The 24,540-nt window shown below is 45.5% G+C and carries 28 protein-coding genes and 1 riboswitch; of the genes, 11 read left to right on the top strand and 17 right to left on the bottom strand.

Annotated elements, in window-relative coordinates; translation table 11 throughout:
• The first annotated feature begins 1 nt into the window (after position 1).
• Entirely contained in the window at positions 2-1,114 is a 1,113-nt protein-coding gene (gene ytvI, locus G519_RS0140425) for a sporulation integral membrane protein YtvI (protein WP_029199369.1), read from the top strand.
• A 71-nt stretch (positions 1,115-1,185) separates the two neighbouring features.
• Here the strand turns inward: ytvI and G519_RS0140420 are convergent, their stop codons facing one another.
• Entirely contained in the window at positions 1,186-1,968 is a 783-nt protein-coding gene (locus G519_RS0140420) for an AraC family transcriptional regulator (protein WP_029199368.1), read from the bottom strand.
• Between the two features lie 123 nt (positions 1,969-2,091).
• Here G519_RS0140420 and G519_RS0140415 point away from each other — a divergent pair, with 123 nt between their 5' ends.
• From G519_RS0140415 to G519_RS0140380, 4 genes are all read left to right on the top strand, one after another.
• The gene (locus G519_RS0140415; RefSeq protein WP_029199367.1) at positions 2,092-4,341 is read left to right on the top strand and encodes an FAD-dependent oxidoreductase; all 2,250 of its coding nucleotides are present in this window, start codon (positions 2,092-2,094) and stop codon (positions 4,339-4,341) included.
• A 71-nt stretch (positions 4,342-4,412) separates the two neighbouring features.
• A riboswitch (ZMP/ZTP riboswitch) is annotated at positions 4,413-4,492 on the top strand.
• Between the two features lie 62 nt (positions 4,493-4,554).
• On the top strand, positions 4,555-5,406 hold the full coding sequence (locus tag G519_RS0140405; protein WP_029199366.1) for a bifunctional 5,10-methylenetetrahydrofolate dehydrogenase/5,10-methenyltetrahydrofolate cyclohydrolase: 852 nt from the start codon (positions 4,555-4,557) through the stop codon (positions 5,404-5,406).
• Positions 5,407-5,532: 126 nt separating this feature from the next.
• Positions 5,533-5,712: a hypothetical protein gene (locus G519_RS0140400; RefSeq protein ID WP_029199365.1), complete on the top strand. Its 180-nt coding sequence runs from the start codon at positions 5,533-5,535 to the stop codon at positions 5,710-5,712.
• Positions 5,713-6,130: 418 nt separating this feature from the next.
• Entirely contained in the window at positions 6,131-6,331 is a 201-nt protein-coding gene (locus tag G519_RS0140380; RefSeq protein WP_029199364.1) for a hypothetical protein, read from the top strand.
• Positions 6,332-6,372: 41 nt separating this feature from the next.
• Here G519_RS0140380 and G519_RS0140375 read toward each other — a convergent pair whose 3' ends face one another.
• The 7 genes from G519_RS0140375 to G519_RS0140345 form a co-directional block, all read right to left on the bottom strand.
• A complete protein-coding gene (locus G519_RS0140375; RefSeq protein ID WP_029199363.1) occupies positions 6,373-6,582 on the bottom strand; it encodes a hypothetical protein in 210 nt (69 codons plus the stop codon).
• A gap of 104 nt (positions 6,583-6,686) precedes the next feature.
• On the bottom strand, positions 6,687-7,562 hold the full coding sequence (locus tag G519_RS47030; RefSeq protein ID WP_051254202.1) for a M14 family metallopeptidase: 876 nt from the start codon (positions 7,560-7,562) through the stop codon (positions 6,687-6,689).
• 201 nt (positions 7,563-7,763) lie between these two features.
• Complete coding sequence (gene racE, locus G519_RS0140365) at positions 7,764-8,573, bottom strand: glutamate racemase (protein WP_029199362.1); 810 nt, start codon at positions 8,571-8,573, stop codon at positions 7,764-7,766.
• 116 nt (positions 8,574-8,689) lie between these two features.
• Positions 8,690-9,682, bottom strand: a complete 993-nt coding sequence (locus G519_RS0140360; RefSeq protein WP_029199361.1) for a polysaccharide deacetylase family protein — start codon at positions 9,680-9,682, stop codon at positions 8,690-8,692.
• Positions 9,683-9,768: 86 nt separating this feature from the next.
• The gene (locus G519_RS0140355) at positions 9,769-10,188 is read right to left on the bottom strand and encodes a disulfide oxidoreductase (RefSeq protein ID WP_029199360.1); all 420 of its coding nucleotides are present in this window, start codon (positions 10,186-10,188) and stop codon (positions 9,769-9,771) included.
• A gap of 107 nt (positions 10,189-10,295) precedes the next feature.
• Positions 10,296-11,459 (bottom strand): glucose 1-dehydrogenase, encoded by a 1,164-nt coding sequence (locus G519_RS0140350; RefSeq protein ID WP_029199359.1) that lies wholly within the window; start codon positions 11,457-11,459, stop codon positions 10,296-10,298.
• Between the two features lie 18 nt (positions 11,460-11,477).
• Positions 11,478-13,514 carry a glycoside hydrolase family 15 protein gene (locus G519_RS0140345; protein ID WP_029199358.1) on the bottom strand — a complete coding sequence of 679 codons (2,037 nt, stop codon included), beginning with the start codon at positions 13,512-13,514 and terminating at the stop codon, positions 11,478-11,480.
• 172 nt (positions 13,515-13,686) lie between these two features.
• On the opposite strand from G519_RS0140345, the gene G519_RS0140340 reads away from it, so the two are divergent.
• Entirely contained in the window at positions 13,687-14,346 is a 660-nt protein-coding gene (locus G519_RS0140340; RefSeq protein ID WP_036635831.1) for a helix-turn-helix domain-containing protein, read from the top strand.
• A 194-nt stretch (positions 14,347-14,540) separates the two neighbouring features.
• Entirely contained in the window at positions 14,541-15,584 is a 1,044-nt protein-coding gene (locus tag G519_RS0140335) for a phosphodiester glycosidase family protein (protein WP_244280383.1), read from the top strand.
• Positions 15,585-15,631: 47 nt separating this feature from the next.
• Here the strand turns inward: G519_RS0140335 and G519_RS0140330 are convergent, their stop codons facing one another.
• Both G519_RS0140330 and G519_RS0140325 read right to left on the bottom strand, forming a co-directional pair.
• A complete protein-coding gene (locus tag G519_RS0140330) occupies positions 15,632-16,003 on the bottom strand; it encodes a YtxH domain-containing protein (protein WP_029199355.1) in 372 nt (123 codons plus the stop codon).
• A 14-nt stretch (positions 16,004-16,017) separates the two neighbouring features.
• Entirely contained in the window at positions 16,018-16,464 is a 447-nt protein-coding gene (locus G519_RS0140325; RefSeq protein WP_029199354.1) for a DUF948 domain-containing protein, read from the bottom strand.
• Between the two features lie 176 nt (positions 16,465-16,640).
• Between G519_RS0140325 and G519_RS0140320 the strand changes: the two genes are divergently transcribed.
• Positions 16,641-17,273 (top strand): bifunctional 4-hydroxy-2-oxoglutarate aldolase/2-dehydro-3-deoxy-phosphogluconate aldolase, encoded by a 633-nt coding sequence (locus G519_RS0140320; protein ID WP_029199353.1) that lies wholly within the window; start codon positions 16,641-16,643, stop codon positions 17,271-17,273.
• A gap of 43 nt (positions 17,274-17,316) precedes the next feature.
• Here G519_RS0140320 and G519_RS0140315 read toward each other — a convergent pair whose 3' ends face one another.
• Together G519_RS0140315 and G519_RS0140310 are read right to left on the bottom strand one after the other, a co-directional pair.
• The gene (locus G519_RS0140315; RefSeq protein WP_029199352.1) at positions 17,317-17,949 is read right to left on the bottom strand and encodes a helix-turn-helix transcriptional regulator; all 633 of its coding nucleotides are present in this window, start codon (positions 17,947-17,949) and stop codon (positions 17,317-17,319) included.
• An 84-nt stretch (positions 17,950-18,033) separates the two neighbouring features.
• The gene (locus tag G519_RS0140310) at positions 18,034-18,465 is read right to left on the bottom strand and encodes a DUF86 domain-containing protein (RefSeq protein WP_029199351.1); all 432 of its coding nucleotides are present in this window, start codon (positions 18,463-18,465) and stop codon (positions 18,034-18,036) included.
• Positions 18,466-18,737: 272 nt separating this feature from the next.
• On the opposite strand from G519_RS0140310, the gene G519_RS47025 reads away from it, so the two are divergent.
• The gene (locus G519_RS47025; protein ID WP_051254200.1) at positions 18,738-19,790 is read left to right on the top strand and encodes an acyltransferase; all 1,053 of its coding nucleotides are present in this window, start codon (positions 18,738-18,740) and stop codon (positions 19,788-19,790) included.
• A 13-nt stretch (positions 19,791-19,803) separates the two neighbouring features.
• On the opposite strand, the gene G519_RS0140300 is transcribed toward G519_RS47025, so the two are convergent.
• The gene (locus G519_RS0140300) at positions 19,804-20,469 is read right to left on the bottom strand and encodes a tetratricopeptide repeat protein (protein WP_029199350.1); all 666 of its coding nucleotides are present in this window, start codon (positions 20,467-20,469) and stop codon (positions 19,804-19,806) included.
• 189 nt (positions 20,470-20,658) lie between these two features.
• On the opposite strand from G519_RS0140300, the gene G519_RS0140295 reads away from it, so the two are divergent.
• Complete coding sequence (locus G519_RS0140295) at positions 20,659-20,919, top strand: hypothetical protein (RefSeq protein ID WP_029199349.1); 261 nt, start codon at positions 20,659-20,661, stop codon at positions 20,917-20,919.
• A 23-nt stretch (positions 20,920-20,942) separates the two neighbouring features.
• On the opposite strand, the gene G519_RS47020 is transcribed toward G519_RS0140295, so the two are convergent.
• Both G519_RS47020 and G519_RS0140285 read right to left on the bottom strand, forming a co-directional pair.
• Positions 20,943-21,344 carry a hypothetical protein gene (locus G519_RS47020; protein ID WP_051254198.1) on the bottom strand — a complete coding sequence of 134 codons (402 nt, stop codon included), beginning with the start codon at positions 21,342-21,344 and terminating at the stop codon, positions 20,943-20,945.
• A gap of 57 nt (positions 21,345-21,401) precedes the next feature.
• Positions 21,402-23,228, bottom strand: coding sequence for an SgrR family transcriptional regulator (locus G519_RS0140285; protein WP_029199348.1), 1,827 nt, complete (start codon positions 23,226-23,228; stop codon positions 21,402-21,404).
• Between the two features lie 114 nt (positions 23,229-23,342).
• Between G519_RS0140285 and G519_RS51005 the strand changes: the two genes are divergently transcribed.
• Positions 23,343-23,492: a hypothetical protein gene (locus G519_RS51005; RefSeq protein ID WP_154669678.1), complete on the top strand. Its 150-nt coding sequence runs from the start codon at positions 23,343-23,345 to the stop codon at positions 23,490-23,492.
• Here the strand turns inward: G519_RS51005 and G519_RS0140275 are convergent.
• Together G519_RS0140275 and G519_RS47015 are read right to left on the bottom strand one after the other, a co-directional pair.
• Positions 23,470-23,985: a VanZ family protein gene (locus tag G519_RS0140275; RefSeq protein WP_029199347.1), complete on the bottom strand. Its 516-nt coding sequence runs from the start codon at positions 23,983-23,985 to the stop codon at positions 23,470-23,472. The two genes, G519_RS51005 and G519_RS0140275, sit on opposite strands and share 23 nt — an antisense overlap.
• 15 nt (positions 23,986-24,000) lie before the next feature.
• The gene (locus G519_RS47015; protein WP_051254196.1) at positions 24,001-24,288 is read right to left on the bottom strand and encodes a hypothetical protein; all 288 of its coding nucleotides are present in this window, start codon (positions 24,286-24,288) and stop codon (positions 24,001-24,003) included.
• Positions 24,289-24,540 lie beyond the last annotated feature (252 nt).

Below are 24,540 nucleotides of genomic sequence, written 5' to 3'. Positions count from 1 at the left end.
AATGCTTTCTTTTTACAAGAAATATTGGAGGACAGCCTTTGACATTGCTCTCATTGTTCTAACCGTTTATTTATTCATGCTGTTATTTAGTTACCTGTATCGCATCGCTACCCCTATCTTTTTGGCTCTGATCATTTTCATGATGATCGAGCCTTTTGCTAAGTTTTTGCATCGCAGAGGGCTGCGTAAGTCAATCGCATCGGCGATTTCGACCTTAGTATTCGTCCTTATTATCCTTGGCGCACTAACCGGTGCCGCTGTCATTTTCACCAGCCAAATCATGAGTCTTGTCGATAAGGTGGATGAATATCAAGCGATTTTCAACGATCAGATTGTGCAGAAAATAAGCGAATTGAATAACCAATTCCAAACGCTGCCACCTGATGTTATTGCGAAAGCCAAGGATTATGCGGGGCAATTCGCCGGCAATGCCTCCAAGTTTATCATTGCTTTTTTATCTGGATTAGTAGCCTCACTGACATCCTTCTCAACCTTCATGTTCAACTTCATCGTCGGGATTATCTTAGCCTACTTCCTTAGCATTGAAATTGATTCTTGGAAACGCCTTGCAGGTGAAAAAACACCAAAAACCTTCAAATCCGTTTTCTTTTTTCTCAAAGAAAATGTCGTGAAGGGTATCGTCTCCTACATAAAAGCGCAAGCCAAACTTATCTCTTTGACGTTTATTGTTGTATTTTTCTCCTTGCTCCTGCTTGGCGTCAGCAATGCTTTCTCTATCTCGTTGTTGTCAGCTATATTCGATGTACTGCCGCTGCTCGGCGTATCCACTTTGTTCATTCCATGGATCATCTACCTATTTATTGTTGGACAAACGACCCTAGCAATCTGGCTTAGTTCCATACTCTTGGTCGTCATTCTTGTCAGACAAATTATGGAGCCAAAGATCACTGGAGAATCACTCGGAGTATCGGCCTTTACGACCTTAGCTTTCATGATCGTATCCCTTTCCCTCTTTGGATTTGCAGGGGTCATCCTTTCGCCTGTACTGATCATTCTAATCAAAGCTCTGTATACGCAAGGCTACCTGCAACGTTGGATTCGTAAGCCTGAGGACGAGTATGTTCAAGGTAAATTACCTTATAGCGGACCTTAATGGATGAAAACCAGCCTCATATCAACGAAAAAAGGCGCCAGCTTTTCCTCAGGAAAAGTTGACGCCTTTTTTTATACGCGATGTCTACTTCGGTATATCGATGGCGCTATGCCCATTTTTTGCGTAAAAACGCGGCTCAAATAAAAGCCGTTTTCGAATCCGCATTTCTCGGCAATCGCATCCAAGGTAAGTGTTGATCCCTCCAACAAATGCCGAGCTTTTGTGAGACGCTTTTCATTCAAAAACTCAGAAGGTGTTAGTCCAAACGCCTTGCGAAACTTACGGGTGAATTGTACGGGGGTGAGTCCCAGAGATACCGCCAAATCCAACAGGGATAAGCTTCCATAAGCATATTCCGTCATATACTTCCGGGCTTTCTCCATTAACGAATCGACTTCTGTGGATGGGTCATCTTTGTGATCCCGCTCCATTTTGACCAAACGTAATAAATCATTCACCATGTGCTGTTTATGCAGCGTGCTCTCTTCATCCCAGCCGGGAAGCTGTCTCAAATAACGATAATTGGAAGATAAACGTTCTGTATCGTTAATCGTCAATTTCCCTTTCCAGACGGCTTCATCGCCTAAACTAGGTTCAGATAACCATACAAACTGTAGGAAGTGAAAGGAAAGTGGTTCGAGCGTTTTCCTCTGAAACACGGTATGGGGTGGACATATGACAAAGTCTCCGAACTTCGCTTCACCTTTTTGCTCACCAACTCGATAGAAGAATCTGCCACCTTCTACGGCAAATATCGTCCAACAAGGATACTCGTCTTCCTCTAGCATAAAAGCCACTTTACGGTGCCAATAAACATGGGAGATGAGCTTAATGGTCACATCACGAAAAGCCACTCTCTCACCCCTTCCATTTTGAAATAAAGTATATGTCTATTGTAACTGTCTGCATGTTCAATGGAAATAGGATATTCTACAATGAAATTAAAGATATCCTATAACCCAGTGAGGTGCTATGTTATGAAGCATGAAATTATTCAATCAGACATAACTGTAGTCGGCGGCGGATTAGCAGGTGTTTGTGCGGCAATCGCTGCAGCTCGGTTAGGCCAAACTGTCTCTCTCGTCCAAAATCGTCCTGTCCTTGGCGGCAATGCCAGCAGCGAAGTTCGAGTCTGGGTATGCGGTGCTACCTCCCACGGTGTTCATCGAAATGCGAGAGAAACCGGCATAATGGGTGAACTATTTGTGGAGAACCAGTACCGTAATATCGACGGAAACCCTTATATCTGGGACCTGATCGTACTTGAAAAAGTCAAAGCGGAGAAGAATATCACACTGTTTTTAAACACGGATGTCCATGAGGTAGAGGCCGATGGCGACGAGACTAGTCGAACGATTCGTTCTGTCACAGGCTGGATGATGGGATCTGAACGGCGTATTCGTTTCGATAGTCGTATTTACCTCGATTGTACAGGCGATGGGTTAGTCGGTTTCCTCGCTGGTGCGAAGTACCGCATTGGGCGTGAAGCGCAAGAGGAGTTTAATGAGGAATGGGCACCACTCGTCGCGGACGATATTACACTTGGAAGCACCTTGCTGTTCTACACCAAAGACGCCGGGCGACCGGTCAAATATATCGCTCCAAGCTTCGCGAAGGATATCACACAAACCTCCATTCCCATGAAACGCATCATTCGCAGCGGAGATAATGGATGCGCTTATTGGTGGATTGAATGGGGCGGTGAGCTTGATGTTGTTCATGAAAATGAGCGAATCCGGGATGAGCTGTCCTCTGTCATTTATGGCATTTGGGATTACATCAAAAATTCCGGTAAATTCGAGAGTGAAAATCTGACGCTCGAATGGATCGGCTCCATTCCGGGGAAAAGGGAATATCGTCGTTTCGTTGGGGACTACGTGCTGAATCAGAACGATATCATCGCACAGGTGCTGTTTGAAGACCGTGTCGCCTTCGGCGGCTGGTCCATTGACTTACATCCGCCACAAGGAATGTATGCCACAGCTAAAGGCTCCAAACATATGCATATGGATGGCAGTTACCATATCCCGTTCCGTTCCCTCTATTCCGTCAACGTGACGAATATGCTGATGGCGGGACGCAACATCAGCGCATCCCACGTGGCCTTTGGCACGACGCGCGTCATGGCGACATGTGCTGTCATAGGCGAAGCCGCGGGCACAGGAGCCGCGCTCTGCGCGGCAAAGGGCATCTCCCCCCGCGAGCTGCACAGCAGCCACTTGATCGAGCTGCAGCAGACGCTGCTTCGACAGGATGCAGCCGTCCTCGGTCTGAAGAACGCGGACACGGCAGACCTCGTGCTCCGCGCGGAGATAACAGCGTCCAGCACCTTGACGCGGCTTGCGCTTGAGCAATCTGCGTCGGTGCTGCCGCTCACCGCGCATGCAGCGCTTCTCGTACCGGCAGATCCGTCCATTGACGGCATCGAGCTGCTGCTGAATGCTTCGGAAGCTACGGAGCTAACAGTCGAGCTCTGGAGCACTGGGAAGCCGCAGAACTACGTCCCCCATACACAGGTGACGTCCATTCAAATAGCTGTCGCTAAGGGTTCTAAGCAGTGGGTAAATGCTGCACTTTCTTGGCATCCTGAAACCGCTCAGAATGCTTTTATCATTCTCAGAAGCAACCCGGTGCTTTCCGTCCATCTATCTGCCAGACCACAAACGGGCGTGCTTTCCTTCAAGCATGATGCTGCATCAGTAGATGCCGTAGATTTCGGTGATATGCATCATCATCAGCCGGTCATTGATTGGAGTGCGAAAGCCTTCATACGGAAGCCAATTTGCTTCCGTCTGCTCTCGCCAACATCCGCATTCACAGCCGATAAAGCCGCCGATGGGTATAAGCGTCCTTATGGAGGACCTCATCTATGGTCGTCTGCTTGCATGGATACCTCTCAGCCAGAATGGCTTGAAGTCAGTTGGCCTGAGGCTGTGAAGATTCGCAGTGTACATCTCACTTTCAATGACGACGTGAACGAAGATTTAATTAATTTGCATCATCATCGGACTGAATTCGAGATCATTCCTGAACTGGTCAAAGACTATAAACTTCAAGCCTTCATCGGCGGTGACTGGACCACTGTGGCTGAAGGGCTCGATAATCATATGCGCAAACATGTTCATCTTTTGTCTGAAGTTGTAACGACTGATCGACTTCGTGTGGTCGTTGAAGCGACGAACGGGACAGAACGGGCAGAGATTGTTGAAATCCGTTGTTATGGTTGATCGAGGACAATCAACAAAATCATTTAAGAGTTGCATATTCCATAACCTGCCATTATGATAAGATCAATTAAAAGTTGATGTGTAACTGGCGAAGCATGGATACCCATGAGGAAGCACATTAATGTTACAGCCGTACGCCTGGGCAGAGGTAAGGGGGATTCATCCCCCTTACCTCTTTGTGTTTTTACAAACATATGAAGGGTTGAGGGTAAAATGAGTTCAGAAAAATTAATTTTGGATGGTACACGCGTCACGAAAAGCATAAAAGAAACTTTAGTTGAAAGAATCGACCATCTTACTGCAAGAGGAATCCTTCCCTGTTTGGCTACGATACTTGTTGGCGATGACCCTTCTTCCGAAACCTATGTGCGCATGAAAAGCAGCTCATGCAAGCGGCTCGGGATAGATTCCAGACGAATTCACTTAAATAAAGCAATTACAACAGAGGAGCTTATTGCTGCTATTCAACAATTAAACGCGGACCCTCAGATCCATGGTATTTTACTGCAGCATCCGGTTCCACCTCATATTGATGAAAGGGCCGCGTTTGAAGCCATTCAGATCGACAAAGATGTGGATGGCGTTACCATGCAGGGCTTTGCGCAAAATGCTTTTGGAACGGCCAACTTTCCATCCTGTACCCCAGCCGCCATTCTAGCCATTCTCGATTATTATCAGCTTCCTATTGAAGGCAAGCATGCGGTAATCGTTGGTCGGAGCCCTATTCTAGGTAAACCGGTATCGCTTATGCTGCTGAATAGAAACGCAACCGTGACCATTTGCCATTCTAAAACAAATAATCTTCCTCAAATCATCGGATTAGCCGATATTGTCGTTGCAGCAGTCGGTAAACCTTCATTTATTCAAGGAGCATGGATTAAGGAAGGCGCAATCGTTTTGGATGCTGGATACAATGCTGGGAATATTGGCGATGTTGATTATAAGGCTTGTTATATAAAGGCTAGCGCAATTACTCCTGTGCCCGCTGGAATAGGCCCGGTGACCATCGCGATGCTGCTCAAACACACCGTCTTTGCTGCCGAAAAAAGCAAAATGTTGACCTAAGGCTCCGACATTCTTTTTTCTAAAATAGGTCTTAATAACCCTTGCTTAACCTAACATGGTGTGTTATATTAAAAGTGCGTCAAATCAAGGTTTCCACTTCAAATAGTTGACATAGGAGTGATACAAATGCCAAACAATTCCGTGCAAATCCCGCAAGGCGAAGAATTGATTCGTGTGGAAATGACGGTTAAGGAAGCGCTTGCATTGACAGGCACTAAATTTAACCAAAACCACAAATTAGAAACAGATGCAATCAAGAAAGTTAAACAATCCTTAGAAGATAAATTGTTGACACCTAACCATTAATCCATACCTATTCAGAGCTCAGCCCTGACGGACGATTCCAACTCGTTCGCGGGGCTTTTCATTTTTATCGCATCAAATTCGGCCGAATGCTTATAATAATCTCGCAGCGCAAAAATCCTACATTTTAAGGAGTGAACAACCATGTCTGAATCTCATAAAAAAACAGGACAATCCAAAAAAAATACAACGGCACGTGCACAAGATCAGAAAACCAATAAGAAAGGTTAATTCAACCGAATGCTTATAATAATCTCGCACCGCCCAAAATCCTACATCTTAAGGAGTGAACAACCAAATGTCAGAAAGTCATAAGCAGCAAGGGCATTCCAGACAAAATACAACGACGCGAACAAATGATCAAAAAAGCAATAAGAACGGTAATAAGAAATAACGATTTTCCACATGAGGAGGCCGATATATGCTCGATCAGCTAGAAAGCAATTATGACTGTGCGAATGCGGGCTCTGACCTGCATAGTTTAAAACAAGAACTTGAACAATTCCAAGGACAAGCAGCCTCTTCAGACAAAGAACAAGAAGAGCTTCGGAATCGACTTGAGAATCAAATTCGTTTTATTGAAAATAAGTGCTCCATCCCAAGCGAACATATCCCAAAATGATGAAAGTCCACGCCTTATATAACAGGGCGTGGACTTTTGCACTAGTTGACTTTTCTTCTTGTCAAAATACACGGAACACCTTTACCAACGGCTCCTGGCTCAGACATCATGGCCAAATACCGAAGTCCTCTAGTGCACGGTGTCTTACAAACCGCACATGTGGATGATTCCACAAGCCTCATCGTGTATTGCACTCTGGATGAAAGTTCTTTCTTCTTGGATGCCTTGCCCTTCCCTTTAGGTGGTGCCATATCCACGCCTCCCAACAGTTTCCTTCCTTCAGTATATGAAGTCTGGGCTGAACGGTTCTTGGGAAGCATGCTCAAGTTCGTGATACTCGTCTATGGCAAATTTATTAAAATTCCATCGCTGTCAATAAGATCGGAACTAATTCCTCATAAAGTGCAGCGAAGGATTCCACTGGCAGGGGGTTTATCCCAAATCCTACTTCAACAGTAAAGCCAGGTCTACGAAATTGTTGGATGAACCAATCTTTGTAACCCGCGTCACTGTCCGATAGTTTAACAGCCTGATAGCCACTGGCTAGAGCTAACCGCTCGGCAAATACTTCAGATTCCGGTGGCTCATAGTCGCGATAATTCCAATAAATCTCCCTACCTTGAGTATGCAGCGCCACGACAAGCTCAAAGTCATGGCATTCAGTAAATTGCGCTAATGCTGCTGCCTCCGGCTCCGTTAACGGTGCCTCTCCACCGTAATCGCGCTCTCCAGGTCCAGTCTTCTCTCTACGTAATGCCTCATCTTCCCAGTGTGCAGGGAATTGGTCATTGAGATCAACACCACGAATATTGGCCTTCCAATTCCTGAAATCCAGCGAGCCCTCATTCAAATTCAACAACGGCTCTTGGTAGGGATGTTCCTCGGTAACACCAGACAGAACAAGCTCAACACCATCGGGATTCACCATCGGTACAACCCAAAGTGAATACTCCGATAGAAGCCGCCTAATGTTGCTGCCATGCCATGCAGTCCCTCTTGCATAGGAGCAAGCAAGGTCTTCCACGAATTGCATTAATAACGGTGTCGTTATCCATTCATTCGCATGCATTGCTGCGTTGAAATGAATCTCTTTCGCGCCTTGACCAATTCGCAGAGCTGGTATGCTTTTCCCCATCACACTTGCGCCTATCTCTTCTGCATGAAGAAAAGGATATATCTTGCAGAGCCGGTTCAGTTCTTCACAAAGTGTCCAATACCCATATCCTAACACACGACCACCTCACAGCCCATTTACTTAGTTCGTATGGCTATGATTATGCCCGCGGGCTTCGAATCATGCGGATTCATGCGGAGATACCTGATGCTTGCTTATGCAAATGCTGGACGAACGAGTCATGTTGTACGTTGGAAACGAGACCTTCGATTCCTCCAGAAACAAAGAATAGACCCCAACAGGGTCTATTCGAATCACTTATAAAATATTATGCACCTGCCAAACGACAGGCGTTATAGAAATCTGCTCTTTCAGCCAATTCTGTGCAATTTTCTTAAATAGTTCTGGCTCACCGCTGCAAAAAAATTGATGGATAGGCAGCTGCCCCGATGCTGCCAGTATGTCGCGGTGGTAAAGGATCGTGCTGATCTCTCTGGCCGTTTCGTCTGCTGAAGAGATCAAGGTCACATCCGGTCCCATGACGCGAGAAATGGCCTCCGCTAAGAAGGGATAATGGGTGCAGCCTAGGATTAAACAATCTATCGGCTTGCCGATTAGGTGTCTAAGCGATTGCTCAACAATCTCGTTTGCACTTTCCGCACCATAAAGCCCTTTTTCTACAAACGGCGCTAACAGCGGGCAAGCTTCGCTATATACTTGAACGTTCGGCGAAATCAACCTTAACGCATATTCATAGGCATTGCTGCGAATCGTTCCATCTGTACCAATAACTCCTATTATGCCGCTTCTCGTCGTTTTGATCGCGGCTCTTGCTCCAGGAGAAATAACGCCAATCACGGGAACGGAGACCCGCTCACGAATATCTTCAATGGCCACTGCTGTTGCTGTATTACAAGCGATAACGATCATTTTAGGATTAAATTGAATTAAGTACTCGACGATTTGCCGAGTGAAGGTTCTTACTTCTCCAGCAGATCGGGGACCATAAGGACTTCGAGCTGTATCTCCGAAATAAATCACTTTTTCCTGCGGAAGCTGTCTCATAAGTTCTTTTACTACAGTTAATCCTCCGACTCCGGAGTCCAGTACGGCTATCGCTTGCTGCACACCTATCCGCTTCCTTTGCCGGTTAATGAAATACGTAACCACATGGATAGGATATGAGCGTCCAAGCTGAAAGGTACCTAGGTGAACGTTCAGATTTCCGGTCGGACAGCTGCTTTTCAGGAATGAAGTTCATTAACAATTCCGAACTCATAGCCTTTCTTCTTGATCTCTTTACAGATACGGGACAGCGCCTGCATATTTTCTAAAGATCCCTGATGCATCAATATCACATTGCCATCATGCAAATTATTCATAATATCATTGTAGGGATCTTCCGCCCCGTTGGCTCTCGGTTCCCAATCCCGCATAGCTGTAGACCAGAACACAGAGGTATATCCCATACTGGAAACTAAGTTCAAATTATGCATATTGTAATGCCCAAATGGAAAGCGGAAATATTTCTCGACTTCTTTACCTGTAATTTTGGTATATAAGGCTTCGAAATCCGTAATTTCTTTGCGAATCTGGTCATCCGTCATGTCATTAAAATCGTTATGTGTCATCGTATGGTTCGCAACGAAATGACCGTCAGCGACAACCTTTTTCAAATACTCCGGATTTTTCTTAATGTTATTGCCCGAAATAAAGAAATTCGCTTTCACGTCGTTTTCTTTTAATGATTTAAGCATGAGATCGACCTCAATCAAGGGACCTCCGGCATCGATCGTTAAATAAACCTTTTTACCCGTTCCAACCCAAACCGCTTTCTGGTCCGCTGTGAAGGATTTCGTTTCTTTTGGAAAATCAGGAACTTGCCCCGTTTTCTTTTTCATGTAATACCAAGAATAAGGCACATGATCGCCAGTCACTGACTTGGTTTTGGAAAAGTTGCCTACCACTGCTGGCTTTGGTGTTGCGGTTGGCTCAGAAGCCGTTGTTGACTTCGGTGTCGCACTGGGAACTGGTGTGGGTGTGGATTGAGGTGTAGATATGGGTTTAACTGTTGATTTAGGAGTAGGAGTAGGAGTCGCCGCTGCACTCGATACTGCTTGCGGTGTAGAATTTTGGGCTTGACTCAAGTCTGGGGATAACAGGCTTTTGTCTGCACAACCGATCAATGATGCGCTTAGAACGATCAGTAGTGCAGCACTTTTGGGAATTGGCGTCATTATTGCACCTCGTTTTGGAATGAATACTTCACGTATTCATTTCGACAGTGCTAGACAAATTCCCTGCCTATTTTAGGTAAAAGATGTTATTTCGTAGCTCGATACGTCATAAATTGAAGAATCGTGATGAGGATAAAGGCCGTTCCGGCAAGCATAGGAATCGTGATGAAGCCCAGCCAGTTCAAGTAATCGACATCGCATGGAATTGGGCCGCAGCTTGTTGCTGATTCGTGAAATACACCCGATTGCAGCAGAACGTGGTAAATAGAAATACAAGCTCCCCAGATCGTCAACGGCAGCACATAAATGGTTAATTTGTAGTCTCGGCGCACAGCTGCAATCCCTAATAAGACAATTAACGGATACATAAGAATGCGTTGATACCAACATAATTTACAAGGAATAAAATTCATAATCTCTGAGAAATACAAGCTTCCCAATGTGGCAATTAAAGCTAGAAGCCACGATAGGTGCATGCCATTGTCTCGTAACCATTTGTTTGACATCTATACTCGTCCTCCCCTTCCTCCTTATTATAAAAAAATTGCCAAAGGAAGTCTAACAAGAACAAAAAATGGCCAAGCAGGCATCAACAAGCCAGCTGGCCACTCCATTAAACGGAGAAGCTATATACCACTTCATTCGTTTGTTTCACGAGTTCATCCCACTGTTCCACGGGAACAATATCCACAACGGCTTTGATCGGTATGGTCTTAAAATCCAGCTTTGGCAAGTCTTCCAAAGTCATCCGATTCGTAACCAAGCGGTCGAGCCAGCCAGGAAACTGCTTCTCCATTTGCTGCAACCGGTAGATGGCGGTCTCGAAATCTTTGCGCGAAGCGTTGACCGAGCCGAGCACGCATTTATTCTCCAGCACCATGCTCTGGTTGAGCATGTCGGACGAAATCTCCAGCTTACGGTCAGCTGGCGTGACACCCAGCAGCGCCAATACACCGTTCGGCGCTAGCACAGACATGGCCTCGAAGGCTAGCGGGCTGTAGCCCGTACATTCGAGGATCAGATCTATCGGCTTGCCGAGACCATCGGCATACGCCGTCATAGTGGCCGCGCTGCCGCTGTCAGCGCCGGCCTCCTTATACACACCTCCGCTGTCCTTCACAAGCTGCGCTTGTAGACTGTCCTGCGGAGATTTGGACCAGACATACGCTTCCAGCCCCAACAGGCGGCAGGTCATGGCAGCGAGCAAACCAAGCGGTCCAGACCCGAGTATGAGCGCAGTTCTCGGCTCCCAGATCAATCGCTGCTGAACACGCAGCACTTGGTCCCAAACCTTCTCCACGATGCTCTGCGGCTCGACAAGCACGCCATGCTTCAGCAGTTCCTTCGGCACCTGAACCAAATATCGACCTTCCTCTTTGTAATACTCAGAGAGGAAGCCGTGAGCCCCTTTAATGCCCCGTTCTACAAACTCACCGGTCTGGCAAAAATCCGAATGACCATTGCGGCAATTGACGCAGCTTTGATTTCTGCAAGGTCGTCTAACAATGGCGGTTACAAGATCACCTAATTGGAATCCGCTTTCCGCCCCAGCTTCAGCCACAACCCCTAGCGACTCATGCCCCGTGGTCAAATCGTCTTCACCTTCGGGAGGAACGCCGTATTTCTCCTGTAGAATTTCCTTGTCCGTGCCGTCTAAGCCAACCGCCAGCACCTTTACAACGACTTCTTGAGGCCCTGCAATCACGGGGTTTTCCACATTTTCAAGCTGAATAGTCGGATTCCCCTGTCGAAGCTGCTTGACGCGAATTGCCTTCATGACTTCCTCTCCTTCCAACTAATGAACGACGGGTTCCAATACTTTATCCTCACTCGCATCAACCGCTTGCTTCGTTCCCTTCGAGGTCAATAGCTTTAATTTCGACAAATATTCTTGCGTTACCTTAATAAACGAAGCATGAGACCACGTCAGCGGTGAAACGGACATAGGCTCTCCTGTGAAAGGATGCACTTGCTCAGCCATCGCGCCTGAAGGCGCAGCATGTAGAATAACCCAACGCATCAATTTCTCCGCTTCCAACAAGTCCTGAACGGTTTTGGCAGACGCCACAAGCCATTCTGCGTACCAAAGCGTGCATATAAACCAAGGATTGCCCGGTACCTTCGCTACGTCATTGGTGACTTGATGATAATAGTCATTCTCATAGCGGGCGATACCGCCGATATCTGTTTGTACCCACAATTTCTCTTTCAAAATCTTCATCGTTGCCACAATCCGCGGATCTTCAAGCTCAAACAAGCCGAAGTCAAATAGGGCATACATACTCATATCCAGTGTGTAGTCCGGCACATACGTATTTTGTTCATAATTCCAATATAAAGCCCGCAAAAAGCGATTCTGATCTGGCGCATACAAATACTGTTCGGCCGCCTTCTTCACTTGACCTGCGATATCTGCATAGTAGATGGAGCGTACTTTATCCTGATGATATTCGGCAAACCGCGCTGCTGCTATAAGACCGGCATATACCGATGACACCGTGAAGGCTAGCACACCATAACGCTCTTCCCAAAGATCATAGGAAGGCAAAGGAAGTCCGGAGGCATCCCGGTAACGAACGAGAAAGTCCGCTGCAGGCTTCACAAATTTCTCATAATCCTCACGCGAGTTCGCGATCGTTCCAGCCAGCTTATGGTGATGCCATAACGTATAGAGCACGAGAGCTGTCTCGTCCTCTTGAATCGCAAGCTGCTTATTCCCCCGACTATCCACCCAGGGATGCCAGCTCGAGCCTACCGAACTATCCGGGTTATATTTGTGCATGAGATAGCCTTCCGGAGTCAGCACCTTGATACAGAAATCAAAAAATTTCCTAGATAATTCATAATACCCTGCCCGGTCTAGCGCATGTGACACCAGAGCGCCATCACGCGGCCACATATACGAGTATGTATCTTTGGCAAATTTCAAAATATCCGAATCATTCGCAGCTATGATGGCTCCTCGATTGTCGACGTTTGTTCGGGTAATCAACAAGCATCGTTTATAAAATGATTCCAAATCAGGCTTCAGCAGGGATAGCTGGTGGGCATCCTGATTCACCCATTTCACCCAATGATCGTGAGTTCGTTGTAATAACTTTTGCGGGGTTGCTGTGCGAAGTAATCGCTCTAAACGTTCTACCTCCTGCTTCGTACGCCCAAAACAGACCCAGAACCAAGCATCTTTCGCGCTTTTTGGCGGAAGCTTCATCGTCAATTCAATTACACCATCAACGGATCCCTGCGCGATTGCATTTCCCCCTAGATGACCGTCCTCAGCATCACGCCATGTTCCTTCCAAACCGTGAATCCCTTTTTGCCCGGTTGCATAACCGCTAGGCATTGCTTTCTCTGCGTCTGGGGACAAGCAAGATAATGACATATAACGATGACCCTTATAAAATAAAAGGGAAGTCAATTCAGGATCATAATAAATCGTATCTCCGACGCCATTTCCATAGATTTGGAGATCCAAATGAAAATAAAGTTTAATTTCTCTTTCCACATCAAAGCGGTTTTCTACCTTCACCTTGCGTAAAAACACATTCTGCTGAACATCGACCCCATCACGAATCACGAAGCTAAGACCTAACCTTTCATGGGCGCAATCAGCGTTAGTAACAAGCGAATCTTCCAAATAATTGAGCTTTTTTGAAACCTCTGGATCGTCAATCCAGAAGAACCCTTCCGGACACCAAATGCCAAAATGTGAAAGATGATCGCTAGATTGATTCTCTTGACCTACTAAAGGGTAATACATGTCACGAATATTATAAGCAGCGTCGAAATTAATGAGCACATTCCCGTTTCCTATGGGTAAATCTCTTGCCATGCCATCAGCCTCTTTCCAAGATATTGCTACTAATTTACCAATTTGAGTGCTTAAATATGCACGCAGCGGTTCTTGACTGGAATTTGAGGTAATTGGCACCAATTCGCGCCTTAAAGATGTTCATTTCAATCGAATTCATTTACAATTAAACCATATGGAGGGATACGTTATTATGAAACAATTAGAAGGATTCGGGAAATTTTTGGAAAGCTTGCGGGGCAAGATGTCTTTGCGTGAAGCCGCTCATAAAAGCGGTCTATCGCATGCTTACATCAGAGACCTTGAATTAGAGAGGAATCGTTCGACCAATGAGAAAATTAAACCCTCTCCTGTCACGCTGAAAAAGCTGTCGGATGCCTACAACTTTTCATATACAGAACTAATGGAGAAAGCCGGGTATCTCGAGAAAGAGGACGTCCATGCCAATAATGAGCAGGAGCTGGTCCCTATGTCGGATACACTGTTTATCGAAGTCAGTACGAAGGAAATTACTTACCATACGCGAATTGGCAAAGTTAGCCGAAGTGTGACTTCCTTACTGGATTTCAGTCATTTTCTAGATAAGCTTGAAGAACAAGGATTTAAGAAGATGGATACAGACTTATTCGTCAACCTTAATCATGTACAAAAATATATCGAAAAAGAAGGAAAACTCTATTTCGATCCTTTAGGTGTCAGCAAATTTGTCGTTATCGCAGCAATTCGTCAAAAGAAATATCATGATTTAATCATCCGCAGCGTAACGAAAAACACAGGAATGGGATTGGAGTTTCAATACGACCGTAATACCGTAACGGATTCGCTTTTCCAGACTTTAAAGCAGCCTATTTAGGAATAACTTACCAAAAAAAGGAGAAAAGTTCAGTCATTTATGAAACTTTTCCTCCTTTTCTTTCGTTTATTTATAAGGATGGTTAGATTGATTATTTGGCAGAGAGGATAGGTAAAGAAAACATGGCTGTACAACAAACCACCTCCCAGCAGTCTACTCGTCTAACGAGAGTTAAACGAAAGAGATCTGTGGGAATGAGCTTTATCGTGTATGGGGTACTTGGGTTTACCTTACTTTCTGTAATGTCCTTATGTTGGTTTTTCCTTACTTCCTCTGGTTCGAATGTAAGATTAATGATGGCTGACACCTTGATTACAACCCAACACCGGGAGTGGGCCAAATATTTGATAGGATCTACAGAGCTGCAGAAGCGCGTGGAAGCTTATTGGAAGAAATTTGACGAAATGGGCGATGAGAAAGATAAAGGATTTGTTGAAATTGATCACACCTCTCCACTTGCTCCAGTTGTTGCCAAGAAAGAGTTGGTCACCATTGAACCCATTTCGGGGACCAATTTCAAAGGACAGCTCGTCACGATTTCGGATCCGAAAAAGCTTCGAATTGCCGTACCTGAGAAAGCGGGTAAAGGGGAGAAGGTTTCCTCTATGGTCAAAAGAACTGGAGCAATTCTTGGTGTGAATGGCGGAGGTTTTATCGATCCCAATTGGGAAGGAAACGGCTTCCAGCCTGAAGGAATTGTCATCTCCGGAGGAAAAATCTTTTATAATGACAAAGGCATGAACGGCACCGTGCAAGTTGTTGGTATTGATAAAGAAGGCCGCATGATTGCAGGCAAATACAAGGTTTCCGAGCTTGTGGACATGGGCGTTCAGGAAGCTGTATCCTTCAGCCCTCGATTCATTGTGAATGGTGTTGGTCAGATCAAGAGCCAAGCCGATGGCTGGGGAATAGCTCCTCGGACCAGCATGGCGCAGACGAAGGACGGCTCTATTCTATTTGCCATCATCGATGGCAGACAGAAACATAGCATCGGAGCAACGCTGTATGATGTGCAGCAGATTTTCCTAGAGCATGGCGCTGTAACGGCTGCGAATTTAGACGGCGGAGCCTCAACGGTACTCGTTCATAACAACGAGATCATCAACAAGCCATCAAGTGAATATGGGGAACGTTACCTCCCTACAGCTTGGCTTCTCTTCGATCATCCAGAAACGGCGAACATTAAGAACGTCTGGGAAGGTCTTGATATTCGTAAAATTGATCCTTCCAAGTGGTAAAGGAAAAAGCAGAAAGCTCTAGACTCGGAGCTTCCTGCTTTTTTGTTTTAACGATTTCCTAGAATGACCAAATCTTCCGCAGCCTCGCTAACTTCTTCTTCCGGGGAGATCAGCTCTTCGTCACTTTTGGACTCTTTCCAGGAACGAACCGTATCCACGACGTTTACGGCTGTGTCTTTTGCTTTTCCATATAGCTCAGATGTTGTTGTGCTTACTGTTTTCGCAACTTCTTGCGTTCTTTGGCTTACAGTGCTTGCGATTTGTACCGTTTTATCACTAACCACTTGAGCTTGCTCCGCAATGTCACTTCTCAATTCACTGCCGGATTTCGGTGCGAACAGAAGCGCCGTCGCCGCTCCGAGTATGCCTCCAACAACCGCACCGATGAGAAGATCTTTACCTTTTCTTTCATTGGACATGAGAAATCCACTCCTTAATTGTCTGATTTGGCATTCCTATGTGCTTTCCATCTTTGCCACAGCTCTAAACCCGTCGTTGCCCACTCCATCGCGTCATGGATTCGCTTCTGGTGGGTATGTACAACCTTTTCCGCACCATGAATCGATTCGTTCATCATTCGTGAGGCTTTACGAAGCGCAGAAGCAACATCCCCTATAGCTGCTCCTGCCTTCTCCACTGATTGGATACTCGGCTCTAATGCAAGTATCTGCATATGCACCTCTTCCGTGAGCAGCCCTACCTTTTTCATCAAATGCTCTGCTTGCTCTGCTGACTCAGCTAAGCTTATCTTAGCTTGAGCAGCCGTATCGCCTAATTTGCCTAAGAACTGCACGATGGTAATCAACATGCGAATGGCAAAGACGATGAGCACGATAAAAGCAGCTGCAGAACTGACGATACTTATTTCTATCCATGTCATGACGGGCACCTCCTGGACCTAAAAGCTGTGAGGGTGAATGGCGACTTCTAGACGAATGCCTATGATTTACTACAGTATAGGTAGGCGCAGCTTGTTTTGACACAAAAAAGCTGGAAAAATTTCTGAGACCTGTCATAATAAAAAACAAATCAAACTAGAACACTTGGAGGATTAAGATGAACAGAGAGCAAGGACTCAAAGAAATCGAACGCACCCGTATCATTGCTATCGTTCGAGGTGTGCAAGAGGCCCACATTCTTTCTTTAGCTGATGCACTTCTTAAGGGCGGCATAACCGTAATGGAGGTCACTCTCAATACACCAGGGGCTCTTCGTATGATTAGCGAGCTGCAGAATAAATCGGGGAAGCACATGTTTATTGGCGCTGGTACTGTACTAGATCTAGAGGATGCTAAGAAAGCAATCCAAGCTGGTGCTTCGTTCTTGGTAACTCCGAATATGGATGAGGAAGTGATCCGCCACGCTAGTACGGAGGGGATTCCGATTTTCCCAGGCGCAATGACACCAACCGAAATCGTCAAAGCATGGAAGGCAGGCGCTACGGCTGTTAAAGTATTTCCGAGTGCAAGCTTAGGTCTCACTTATATCAAAGAATTGATGGGACCTCTAGACCAAATTCCATTGATTGCCGTCGGCGGGGTAACGGAGGAGAATATCAAACAATTCCTAAACATTGGTTGTTACGGATTAGGCATCGGCGGCTCCTTAATTAATCTCAAAGAAATCGAAGCAGGCCGCTTCGATTGGGTTACAGATAAAGCTGCAAGTCTCCTCGCCGCTTCGCGTTAGGACATACAAAAAAACCATCATCCTCCGGATACGAGGTTGATGGTTATTTATTTTGACTAATGATATAGACACACTTGCTAGCACCCTTCGCTAAACATTCCGTTCGCTCCACGTTCGCGTCAAGCAAATTCCGAAACAAGGCTAACTCACACTGACAAGCTTGTGCAAATGTATTCGCCACCTGTGTAATCGGACAGTTATGTTCACTAAACATATACGTGTCCTCTCCAAGCTGTGACCAATCCACCATGTATCCATTGTCGTTCTGAATAGCGGCTAACTCAGCTACCCGTTCTTCCAAGCTCTTATCGCTCATGCGCGGTTGATACCGGGATTCCAGCTTAGCTTGCCTGCCTTCAAAAAGACGTTCGATCTTCTCTTGACCTTCGTCTTCTAATAACTCATCTAGCAAATCGAGCGTCAATTGCATATATTTCTTGGGAAACAATTCATCGGCTTGTGGTGCTAATGTATAGACGTTAGTCGGTCTTCCCATGGCTTGCCGAACCAGCTTCGTTTCGAGCAAATCATCCTTCTCCAAGGTATGGATATGACGCCTAACTGCCATTTCCGTAATCCCGAGCTGTTTGGAAATATCATGGACACTAAGCGGTCCCTGAGTTTTGAGCATAGAAAGAATCACTTTACGCGTGGATGTCTCAAGTGTATGATTCACGCTCTCACCTACCTCGGAACTGTCATTTAAGTCTCATTTTACAGCATTGTTAACAATAAGTAAATTAAGAAACAACTATGTATGTTATTCCAATTCACTCTTAATAAAAGCTCGAACACTACCTGCAAATTCTTCAAAAGCAGCTGGAAGTTTCGAGATTAACGGGTTCAATTCTTGGCGGTTCCAGTCCACATAATCTTGGACAAGAGGCTTTCTGAGCTTTACGAGCTGAAGCAGCGTCTCCGTTAACGATTCCGAATAGGCGCCTTCTCCATGTACAATTTCCACGATATCCTCATAGCTGCTGGCATCTCTTAGTATAAAAGCATCAATCAGCAAGCTCCCAATATCTGTCACTGTTTCGATCGCTAAATGAAGAACACGTTCCTGCGCAAGCTGCCATACAAGATCATGGGTGCCTTTCGCCCACTGTTCTTCTAATTGCTTGCTAGCATCAGCTAAAGCAGCCAGAAACTGAATTCTTTGATTGATCTGTTCATGATTAATAAAATACATGGGGCTATCTCCGTCCTCTTTTTCGCCATTTCGTCCATATCATCATTGCAAAAAAAGTAATAATAACCAGAAAAACTAACAATACAGCCTGCATGACGTATTCATAACTCACGTTCATTCACCCTCTTGACTCTCACTTAGTTCATTCTACTCTCAGTTTATCGCGGGTGCGGGGGAGCGTCAAGCCAAGCAAGATTCTCTTGGAAACTGTATTGTTCTCTCTTTTCTTTCATGATAGAGTGAAAAAAGTGAAATTAAGGAGAGTCATAGACATGTCATCCAGACCCAAGCTTACCGAAATCGACATATTACGTGCCATAGCGATTATTGCAGTCCTCGTCATTCATGGTACTTCGGACGCGACTCAGCTGCCGTTAGGAACTGGGTCACATGATGTATTTTTCATCCTCAACAAGGCCAGTTTGTTCACCGTTCCATTGTTTATTTGGATCAGCGGTGTTGTCTTATTTTATACGTACTACGAACGCTGGGAGCCGGAAATGTCGCGGATTTTCTGGACGAAACGGTTGCGAAAAATTCTAATTCCCTATGTGCTTTGGTCCCTTTTTTACTACCTATTCAACCAATTCCTATTCCATGGCACCATTGGATTTGACGTTATACACGTAATCAAACTCCTTTTGTCGGGAAATGCCAGCTATCATCTCTATTATATGGTCATTATTGTTCAGTTTTATCTCTTGTTCCCTCTAATGATGACGGCTGCTAGACGGTCGCAACGGTTTCGTCAAGGACTTATTCCTATTGGTATCGGGATTCAAACAGCTGCCTACTGCTTTCATCATTGGGTGTATCCTCTACCAGAATACGCTTCCCTGTTTCTAAGCTATTCAGCCCTATTTGCATTCGGGGCTTTCATGGGCATTCATTATGCAGCGATTGTTTCTTGGTCTAACCGCTATAAAGGGTGGATTTGGAGCGTCATGCTCTTGGCCGGTGCCGCTTTTGTAGGGATGCTATTACTCAACGAATATGGACTTGTTTCTATCGAAAATTCATGGTTCGAGCTAGCACTTCTCTTGTATTGCATGGCTATCCCGCTTTGCTGCATCCAATGGGGGCGTAAGCTGCTGCAAAGCGCCTCACCCTTCGGCGCCGTGTTATCGGCCTTAGGCGGAGCTTCTTTCGGCATCTACCTCGTGCATCCCGCGCTGTTGGCGCTCTGGGATCGCATCGCGCCAGTGCAGGAGCACCTCTGGCTGTACGATCTACACACGGTCGCGGCGATTCTCATCGGGCTGCTTGTCTCTTGGCTGCTCGTGCGGCTGTATGCGAGCGCACAAAGAAAAGGTTCCGCCAACTGAGCGGAACCTTCTTTCATTTAAAGCGGGCTAATAGCGCCCATCGCCGCTGCTGTCTGCGGCTGTAACGCGGCAAGCCGCGGTGAATATCCAGAGCTTCGCGGAAAGCGCGCTTGGCGTCTTCTGTGCGGCCGAGCTGTTGGTACAGCTGGCCAAGACGGTAGTAAGCTTCAACCGACGAAGAGTGCAGGTCGCGGAATTGCTCGATGAATTCCGCTGCTCTCTGAGGAGATGATGGAGCCAAAGCTTCACCAAGCCGTAAATAAGCTTCGCCAAATTTGACTCGCGGATTTAATTCTACCGCTTTGAGCATATAGCTTTCACCTTGGGTGAGATTCCCAAGTTTAAGGTGGCAAAGGCCAATCTCATAGTGGACATCTGCGGATTCTTCCATAATAGGCAAAGTTTGTTCCAAGTAGAGAAGCGCTTCGCTGAATTTTTTGCGCTCAATTAGAATCCTGGCCAACTCCAATTTAGCTGACGTATTATGCGGATTAGCGTGCAAGTCACTTCGCAATCTTGATGCTCTGCGGCTTAATTGAAATGGCTTAAATATGTTTGGTGTCAACCCGACAAATCTTCTGTCCAGCACGTACAGAATGACTAATAAAATAAGAAGAGCAAGAAACGGATTGCCAACAAGACGCCATAATAAACCGAAAGCAAGTAATTTGGTAAGCACGATAAACCCTCCTTTCAACTTCCTTATCCTACCATAATCTTCCTAGTTTGGTCATCCCTATTCAAAGAAAAAGCACTCAGCCTTCAGCCAAGTGCTTCCCACTATTTCCTGTATATTTGAAAGTTGGATCACTCATTCGAGATTTTTCGGAAGCAGTGCTATAATGAAAAGAAAAAAGGGAGTTTAGCTATGAGCGATCCACGTAAAGAAGTTTGGCACAAAAGAAAACAGCTAGGAAGATCCAGGTATTTAATTCTATTCGGCCTGCTCCCTTGGGGCATCGGACTCACGTTATTGTTTAGTGTCATCGAATTTCTTAGTTTTCAACAGCTCAATTGGGTTTGGGTACCGATTCGTCTTCTCGTCTTCGTCTTCATCGGTTTTTTCGTGGCTAACGCACGCTGGCACGCCATGGAAAGCCGCTACGAACCTTATTCTAGACGACCTTAATGGTCGTTTATTTTTTTATTTTATTAATGTAAAAAGGTCTGATCTTCCACATCGTCTGTATGAAAAAGCGAAGAAGTGTGCGTACGTCGAAAGTGCTCTTCCAGCTCTTTACGAATGGAACCAAATGACAGGACCTCTTCAATAAATGCCTCACGCTCGCCCCACTCCTTATCAAGCCCTTTATTGCTGAACAATTCCTCAGAAACGTCTTCAAACGCCGCATGCAAATTGTTATCATACCAGTCGATTTCATTCGATGCGTCTTTGCGATACACATGTCTCATGTCAAAGTTGTTATCTTTCGTGGCCGTGAATTCAACTAGCAAACTCCCTTTTATGCCATCTGCTTTAACTTCTACATCAGCGCACCGAACATCATTACGTTCCGTGAAGCGAACAATGTTCGCCTGTTTAATTTTCCTCATGTCATACCCTCCAATGTCCTATCATAAAGAAGAGTATTTCCAGTTATATAGGATTTATCAAACGCTAGGAGTAAACCATATTTTTCGAAAATCAACCCAACCCAAATCGTTAATACTCACTCCCTTGATCGAATCATGATAGGTGGTTTGCTGAGATCGATGGAGCACAAAGAGAAACGATTTCTCTTCCTGCAGCACTTCAATCAACTCGTTTAGCCTGCAAATGCGCGCTTCGCGATTTGGATCTTCAAGAATTTGATCAATTTCTGTATCAACCCAAGCCATTCGTTCATCGTTTAAATGCGCACGGACATAGCTGTTGCTTTGCTTAAGCGTCTGAATAATATGAAGGTCATATTCACTTTCCATACATATGTGATAAAAAATGAGATCTGCTTCCTGGATCGTATCCAGCCTCATCATATCTGACTTACTCCGGGGGGTTATTTCAATGCTGACACCCACTTTGGCACACTGCTTATAGATCCAAAGCGCATCTTCGTTATTGTTACTATAGATATACATACGGAGCGGCTCACCGGTATAGTCCATCTCTTCCAGCAGGCGCTTAGCCTCCTCGAAATCTGTTCGATAATTAGAGGCTCCCCCTTTACGATCCAACGTAGGCAGGAAACTGCTGGCAGGTGCCTCTCTTAAGCCCCCAAGTTCCATAATCATTCGATCGCGATCCAAAATAAGGTCAATCGCTTTGCGGAATCGTATATCCTGTTGAGGCCCTTTTTTATTACGATTAAAGGTAAGCAGGCTGCAGCCCAGAATCGACTTCTCAATCTGATGCCATTCCGTATCTTTACCGACGGCACCAACTGGTTTACGGGAGTTCGTATGGTCGCAAAGTACTTGCACCATATCCCAACTAGGGCCAACCTCAGACAAATCCTGCGGCAAAAGCCATATTTCCACCTGATCCAAATGCGGCCTAACCCCAAAATAAGAATCAAAAGCACGCAGCTTGCAAATATAATCATCATTTCGTTCAAGCCTGAACGGCCCTGTCCCAATCGGCATACGCCCGAAAATCCCCTCGTTTTCCCGGCAAATGTCCTCTGGGAGGATGGCCATGGAGGAATGCGACAGCTGCTGCAAAAAGAGCACATTCGGCTGTTTCAGCTCAATGGCAATTGTACTCCGGTTTAGCACCGTCATATTTTCAATACTCTCGACCATCCAACCTTGCGTCGCGGATAATCCTAGTTCCTTCAATCTCGAAAAAGTGTAAAAAACATCGTGCGCCGTCATCTCTCTGCCATGATGGAACAGCACGCCTTTTCGCAAATAGAACGTGTAATACAAGCCATCCTGGCTAACTTCCCAATAATGCGCCAAATGCGGCTCAACGACCGCTGTTTGTAGATTATATTGAATTAACGTATCGAAAATTTGACTCATCAATTGGCAATCGAATGCAAAAAAAGAGTGCGCAGGATCCAACGACACCAGCCAATTATAGACGGGGAACCGTAAAGTATCCTTGAAACACTCATCTTGTTCAACTGCGCGATAACCGAAATAACTGAATAACCAATCGATGAAAGAGTCCTGCAGCGCCTCTCCCCTGCCCAATTGGTGAATCAGTTCTATCGTTCCTTTATAATCACCTCTGCCCGCCAACTCCATCGCCTGCTTCGAAATCATATCCTCCGCTGTGACTAGGAACGTAAGCTCAGAGACATTGCCTCTACCTCTGCCCGGTTTCCAAGAAATCCAGTCTTGCTCCATCATTTTTTTAAGCAAAATCTTGACATTGCGCGTTGAGCAATACATTCTTTTCGCTAATTCATCTAACGTTATAGGCTGTGGCTCATGTTCTACGCCATGTTCAAAACTGGCTCGGAGCTCTAAGAAATGAGTCAAAATTTGCATACCTAACTTCCTTTCCATAAAAGGGGAAATCGTTAAAGTGAATTATACTCTTTTTGTTCCCCTTATTCTAGTTGTAAACTAGACCTAACAGGAAAAGAAAGGAAGGTGAACCTTATGCAACCTACAGATCTATACGTATCCGAGAAGCTGATGCAATGGCAGCAGCAAGATTTGGAAAACGAAGCTCGCGAGCACTGGAAATGGAAATCGATTAAAAAAAGAAAAGTCTACATGCTTCTAACTAACTTAATCTTCTTCGTTTAATCCTAGTTCTTACCCAAAGAACCACTAGGACAAGGAGAATGGCCAGAAGTATCCCCATGGCATCGACCGCAACATCAATCCCATGACCCGTTCGACCCTTTACAAAAGTTTGATGCCATTCATCGGAAGCCGCATAAACTAACGAAATGATGGAAGAGGTGAGCAGTGCTATGATTACTTTTACAGGCTTCGCCAGCAGTGCTAAGGACCAAAGCAGGGCAAGAATAGCGAACTCGCTAACATGCCCTGCTTTTCTTATGAAAAACTCGATGGCGCCGATGGGGTCTTGCCACGAGATTTTTTGGTGGTCATAGGAGAACTCCCAATGTGGGAATATGCTCATCAATTGAACACCAGCAAGCTTGGATTCCAACAACGGCCGCAAGCTCTGCTGCTGATACGATTCTGCCGACTTTAAAAAAATAAACGCCATCCAAAGGACGGCAGCAGTCAAGAAAAAATAATAATAAAATGTTGAATATGATTTCGACATGTGTGAAAATTCCCCTTAAGGATTTAATTTCTTACGAATGCTGAATAAAGCAAAAAATTCAATAACCATCAGATTTACTGCCGATACCCCATAGAAGGCCATCCCAAACATCATGCGGAACGGATCATCCGTCACCGACTTCCACCAAAACGCAGCAGCCAACGTCATTACGATATTCAAAGCTGTCGTTATCCAAAAAGAGACCCCCAATCGATTCGTTTTCCGCATTAACCACACACCGATCACAAACGGAATTACAAAAGCCGCACCTAAGAAAACCCAATACAACACTGCATTCGACACTCTCCGTCACTCCTACACGATCAACTAGTTTATTCTAATAGGTTAGCATGAATAACCGGCTGAAAACAACGTTTGCCGCCCATTGCAACAGAAACGTCAAATGGCGATGCATGGAAGAATTGCTTTAAGAAAATTCTCCAACGAAGGGCTTGCTTGGGCTGAATAATTCATGTATAATACGAAAAGTCGACATTCATTGAGCGGCATTGAGGGGCCTTAGCTCAGCTGGGAGAGCGCATCGCTGGCAGCGAT

The organism is Paenibacillus alginolyticus DSM 5050 = NBRC 15375 (assembly GCF_000422905.1).
GTDB lineage: Bacteria > Bacillota > Bacilli > Paenibacillales > NBRC-103111 > Paenibacillus_E > Paenibacillus_E alginolyticus.
This window is presented reverse-complemented; position numbering and strand designations above follow the sequence as displayed.

Coding starts and splice junctions, on each gene's coding strand:
- ytvI (WP_029199369.1), top strand. CDS start 2: ATGCTTTCTTTTTACAAGAAATATTGGAGGACAGCCTTTGACATTGCT.
- G519_RS0140415 (WP_029199367.1), top strand. CDS start 2,092: ATGAAGCATGAAATTATTCAATCAGACATAACTGTAGTCGGCGGCGGA.
- G519_RS0140405 (WP_029199366.1), top strand. CDS start 4,555: ATGAGTTCAGAAAAATTAATTTTGGATGGTACACGCGTCACGAAAAGC.
- G519_RS0140400 (WP_029199365.1), top strand. CDS start 5,533: ATGCCAAACAATTCCGTGCAAATCCCGCAAGGCGAAGAATTGATTCGT.
- G519_RS0140380 (WP_029199364.1), top strand. CDS start 6,131: ATGCTCGATCAGCTAGAAAGCAATTATGACTGTGCGAATGCGGGCTCT.
- G519_RS0140375 (WP_029199363.1), bottom strand. CDS start 6,582: ATGGCACCACCTAAAGGGAAGGGCAAGGCATCCAAGAAGAAAGAACTT.
- G519_RS0140360 (WP_029199361.1), bottom strand. CDS start 9,682: ATGACGCCAATTCCCAAAAGTGCTGCACTACTGATCGTTCTAAGCGCA.
- G519_RS0140355 (WP_029199360.1), bottom strand. CDS start 10,188: ATGTCAAACAAATGGTTACGAGACAATGGCATGCACCTATCGTGGCTT.
- G519_RS0140350 (WP_029199359.1), bottom strand. CDS start 11,459: ATGAAGGCAATTCGCGTCAAGCAGCTTCGACAGGGGAATCCGACTATT.
- G519_RS0140345 (WP_029199358.1), bottom strand. CDS start 13,514: ATGGCAAGAGATTTACCCATAGGAAACGGGAATGTGCTCATTAATTTC.
- G519_RS0140340 (WP_036635831.1), top strand. CDS start 13,687: ATGAAACAATTAGAAGGATTCGGGAAATTTTTGGAAAGCTTGCGGGGC.
- G519_RS0140335 (WP_244280383.1), top strand. CDS start 14,541: ATGAGCTTTATCGTGTATGGGGTACTTGGGTTTACCTTACTTTCTGTA.
- G519_RS0140330 (WP_029199355.1), bottom strand. CDS start 16,003: ATGTCCAATGAAAGAAAAGGTAAAGATCTTCTCATCGGTGCGGTTGTT.
- G519_RS0140325 (WP_029199354.1), bottom strand. CDS start 16,464: ATGACATGGATAGAAATAAGTATCGTCAGTTCTGCAGCTGCTTTTATC.
- G519_RS0140320 (WP_029199353.1), top strand. CDS start 16,641: ATGAACAGAGAGCAAGGACTCAAAGAAATCGAACGCACCCGTATCATT.
- G519_RS0140310 (WP_029199351.1), bottom strand. CDS start 18,465: ATGTATTTTATTAATCATGAACAGATCAATCAAAGAATTCAGTTTCTG.
- G519_RS47025 (WP_051254200.1), top strand. CDS start 18,738: ATGTCATCCAGACCCAAGCTTACCGAAATCGACATATTACGTGCCATA.
- G519_RS0140295 (WP_029199349.1), top strand. CDS start 20,659: ATGAGCGATCCACGTAAAGAAGTTTGGCACAAAAGAAAACAGCTAGGA.
- G519_RS47020 (WP_051254198.1), bottom strand. CDS start 21,344: ATGAGGAAAATTAAACAGGCGAACATTGTTCGCTTCACGGAACGTAAT.
- G519_RS0140285 (WP_029199348.1), bottom strand. CDS start 23,228: ATGCAAATTTTGACTCATTTCTTAGAGCTCCGAGCCAGTTTTGAACAT.
- G519_RS51005 (WP_154669678.1), top strand. CDS start 23,343: ATGCAACCTACAGATCTATACGTATCCGAGAAGCTGATGCAATGGCAG.
- G519_RS0140275 (WP_029199347.1), bottom strand. CDS start 23,985: ATGTCGAAATCATATTCAACATTTTATTATTATTTTTTCTTGACTGCT.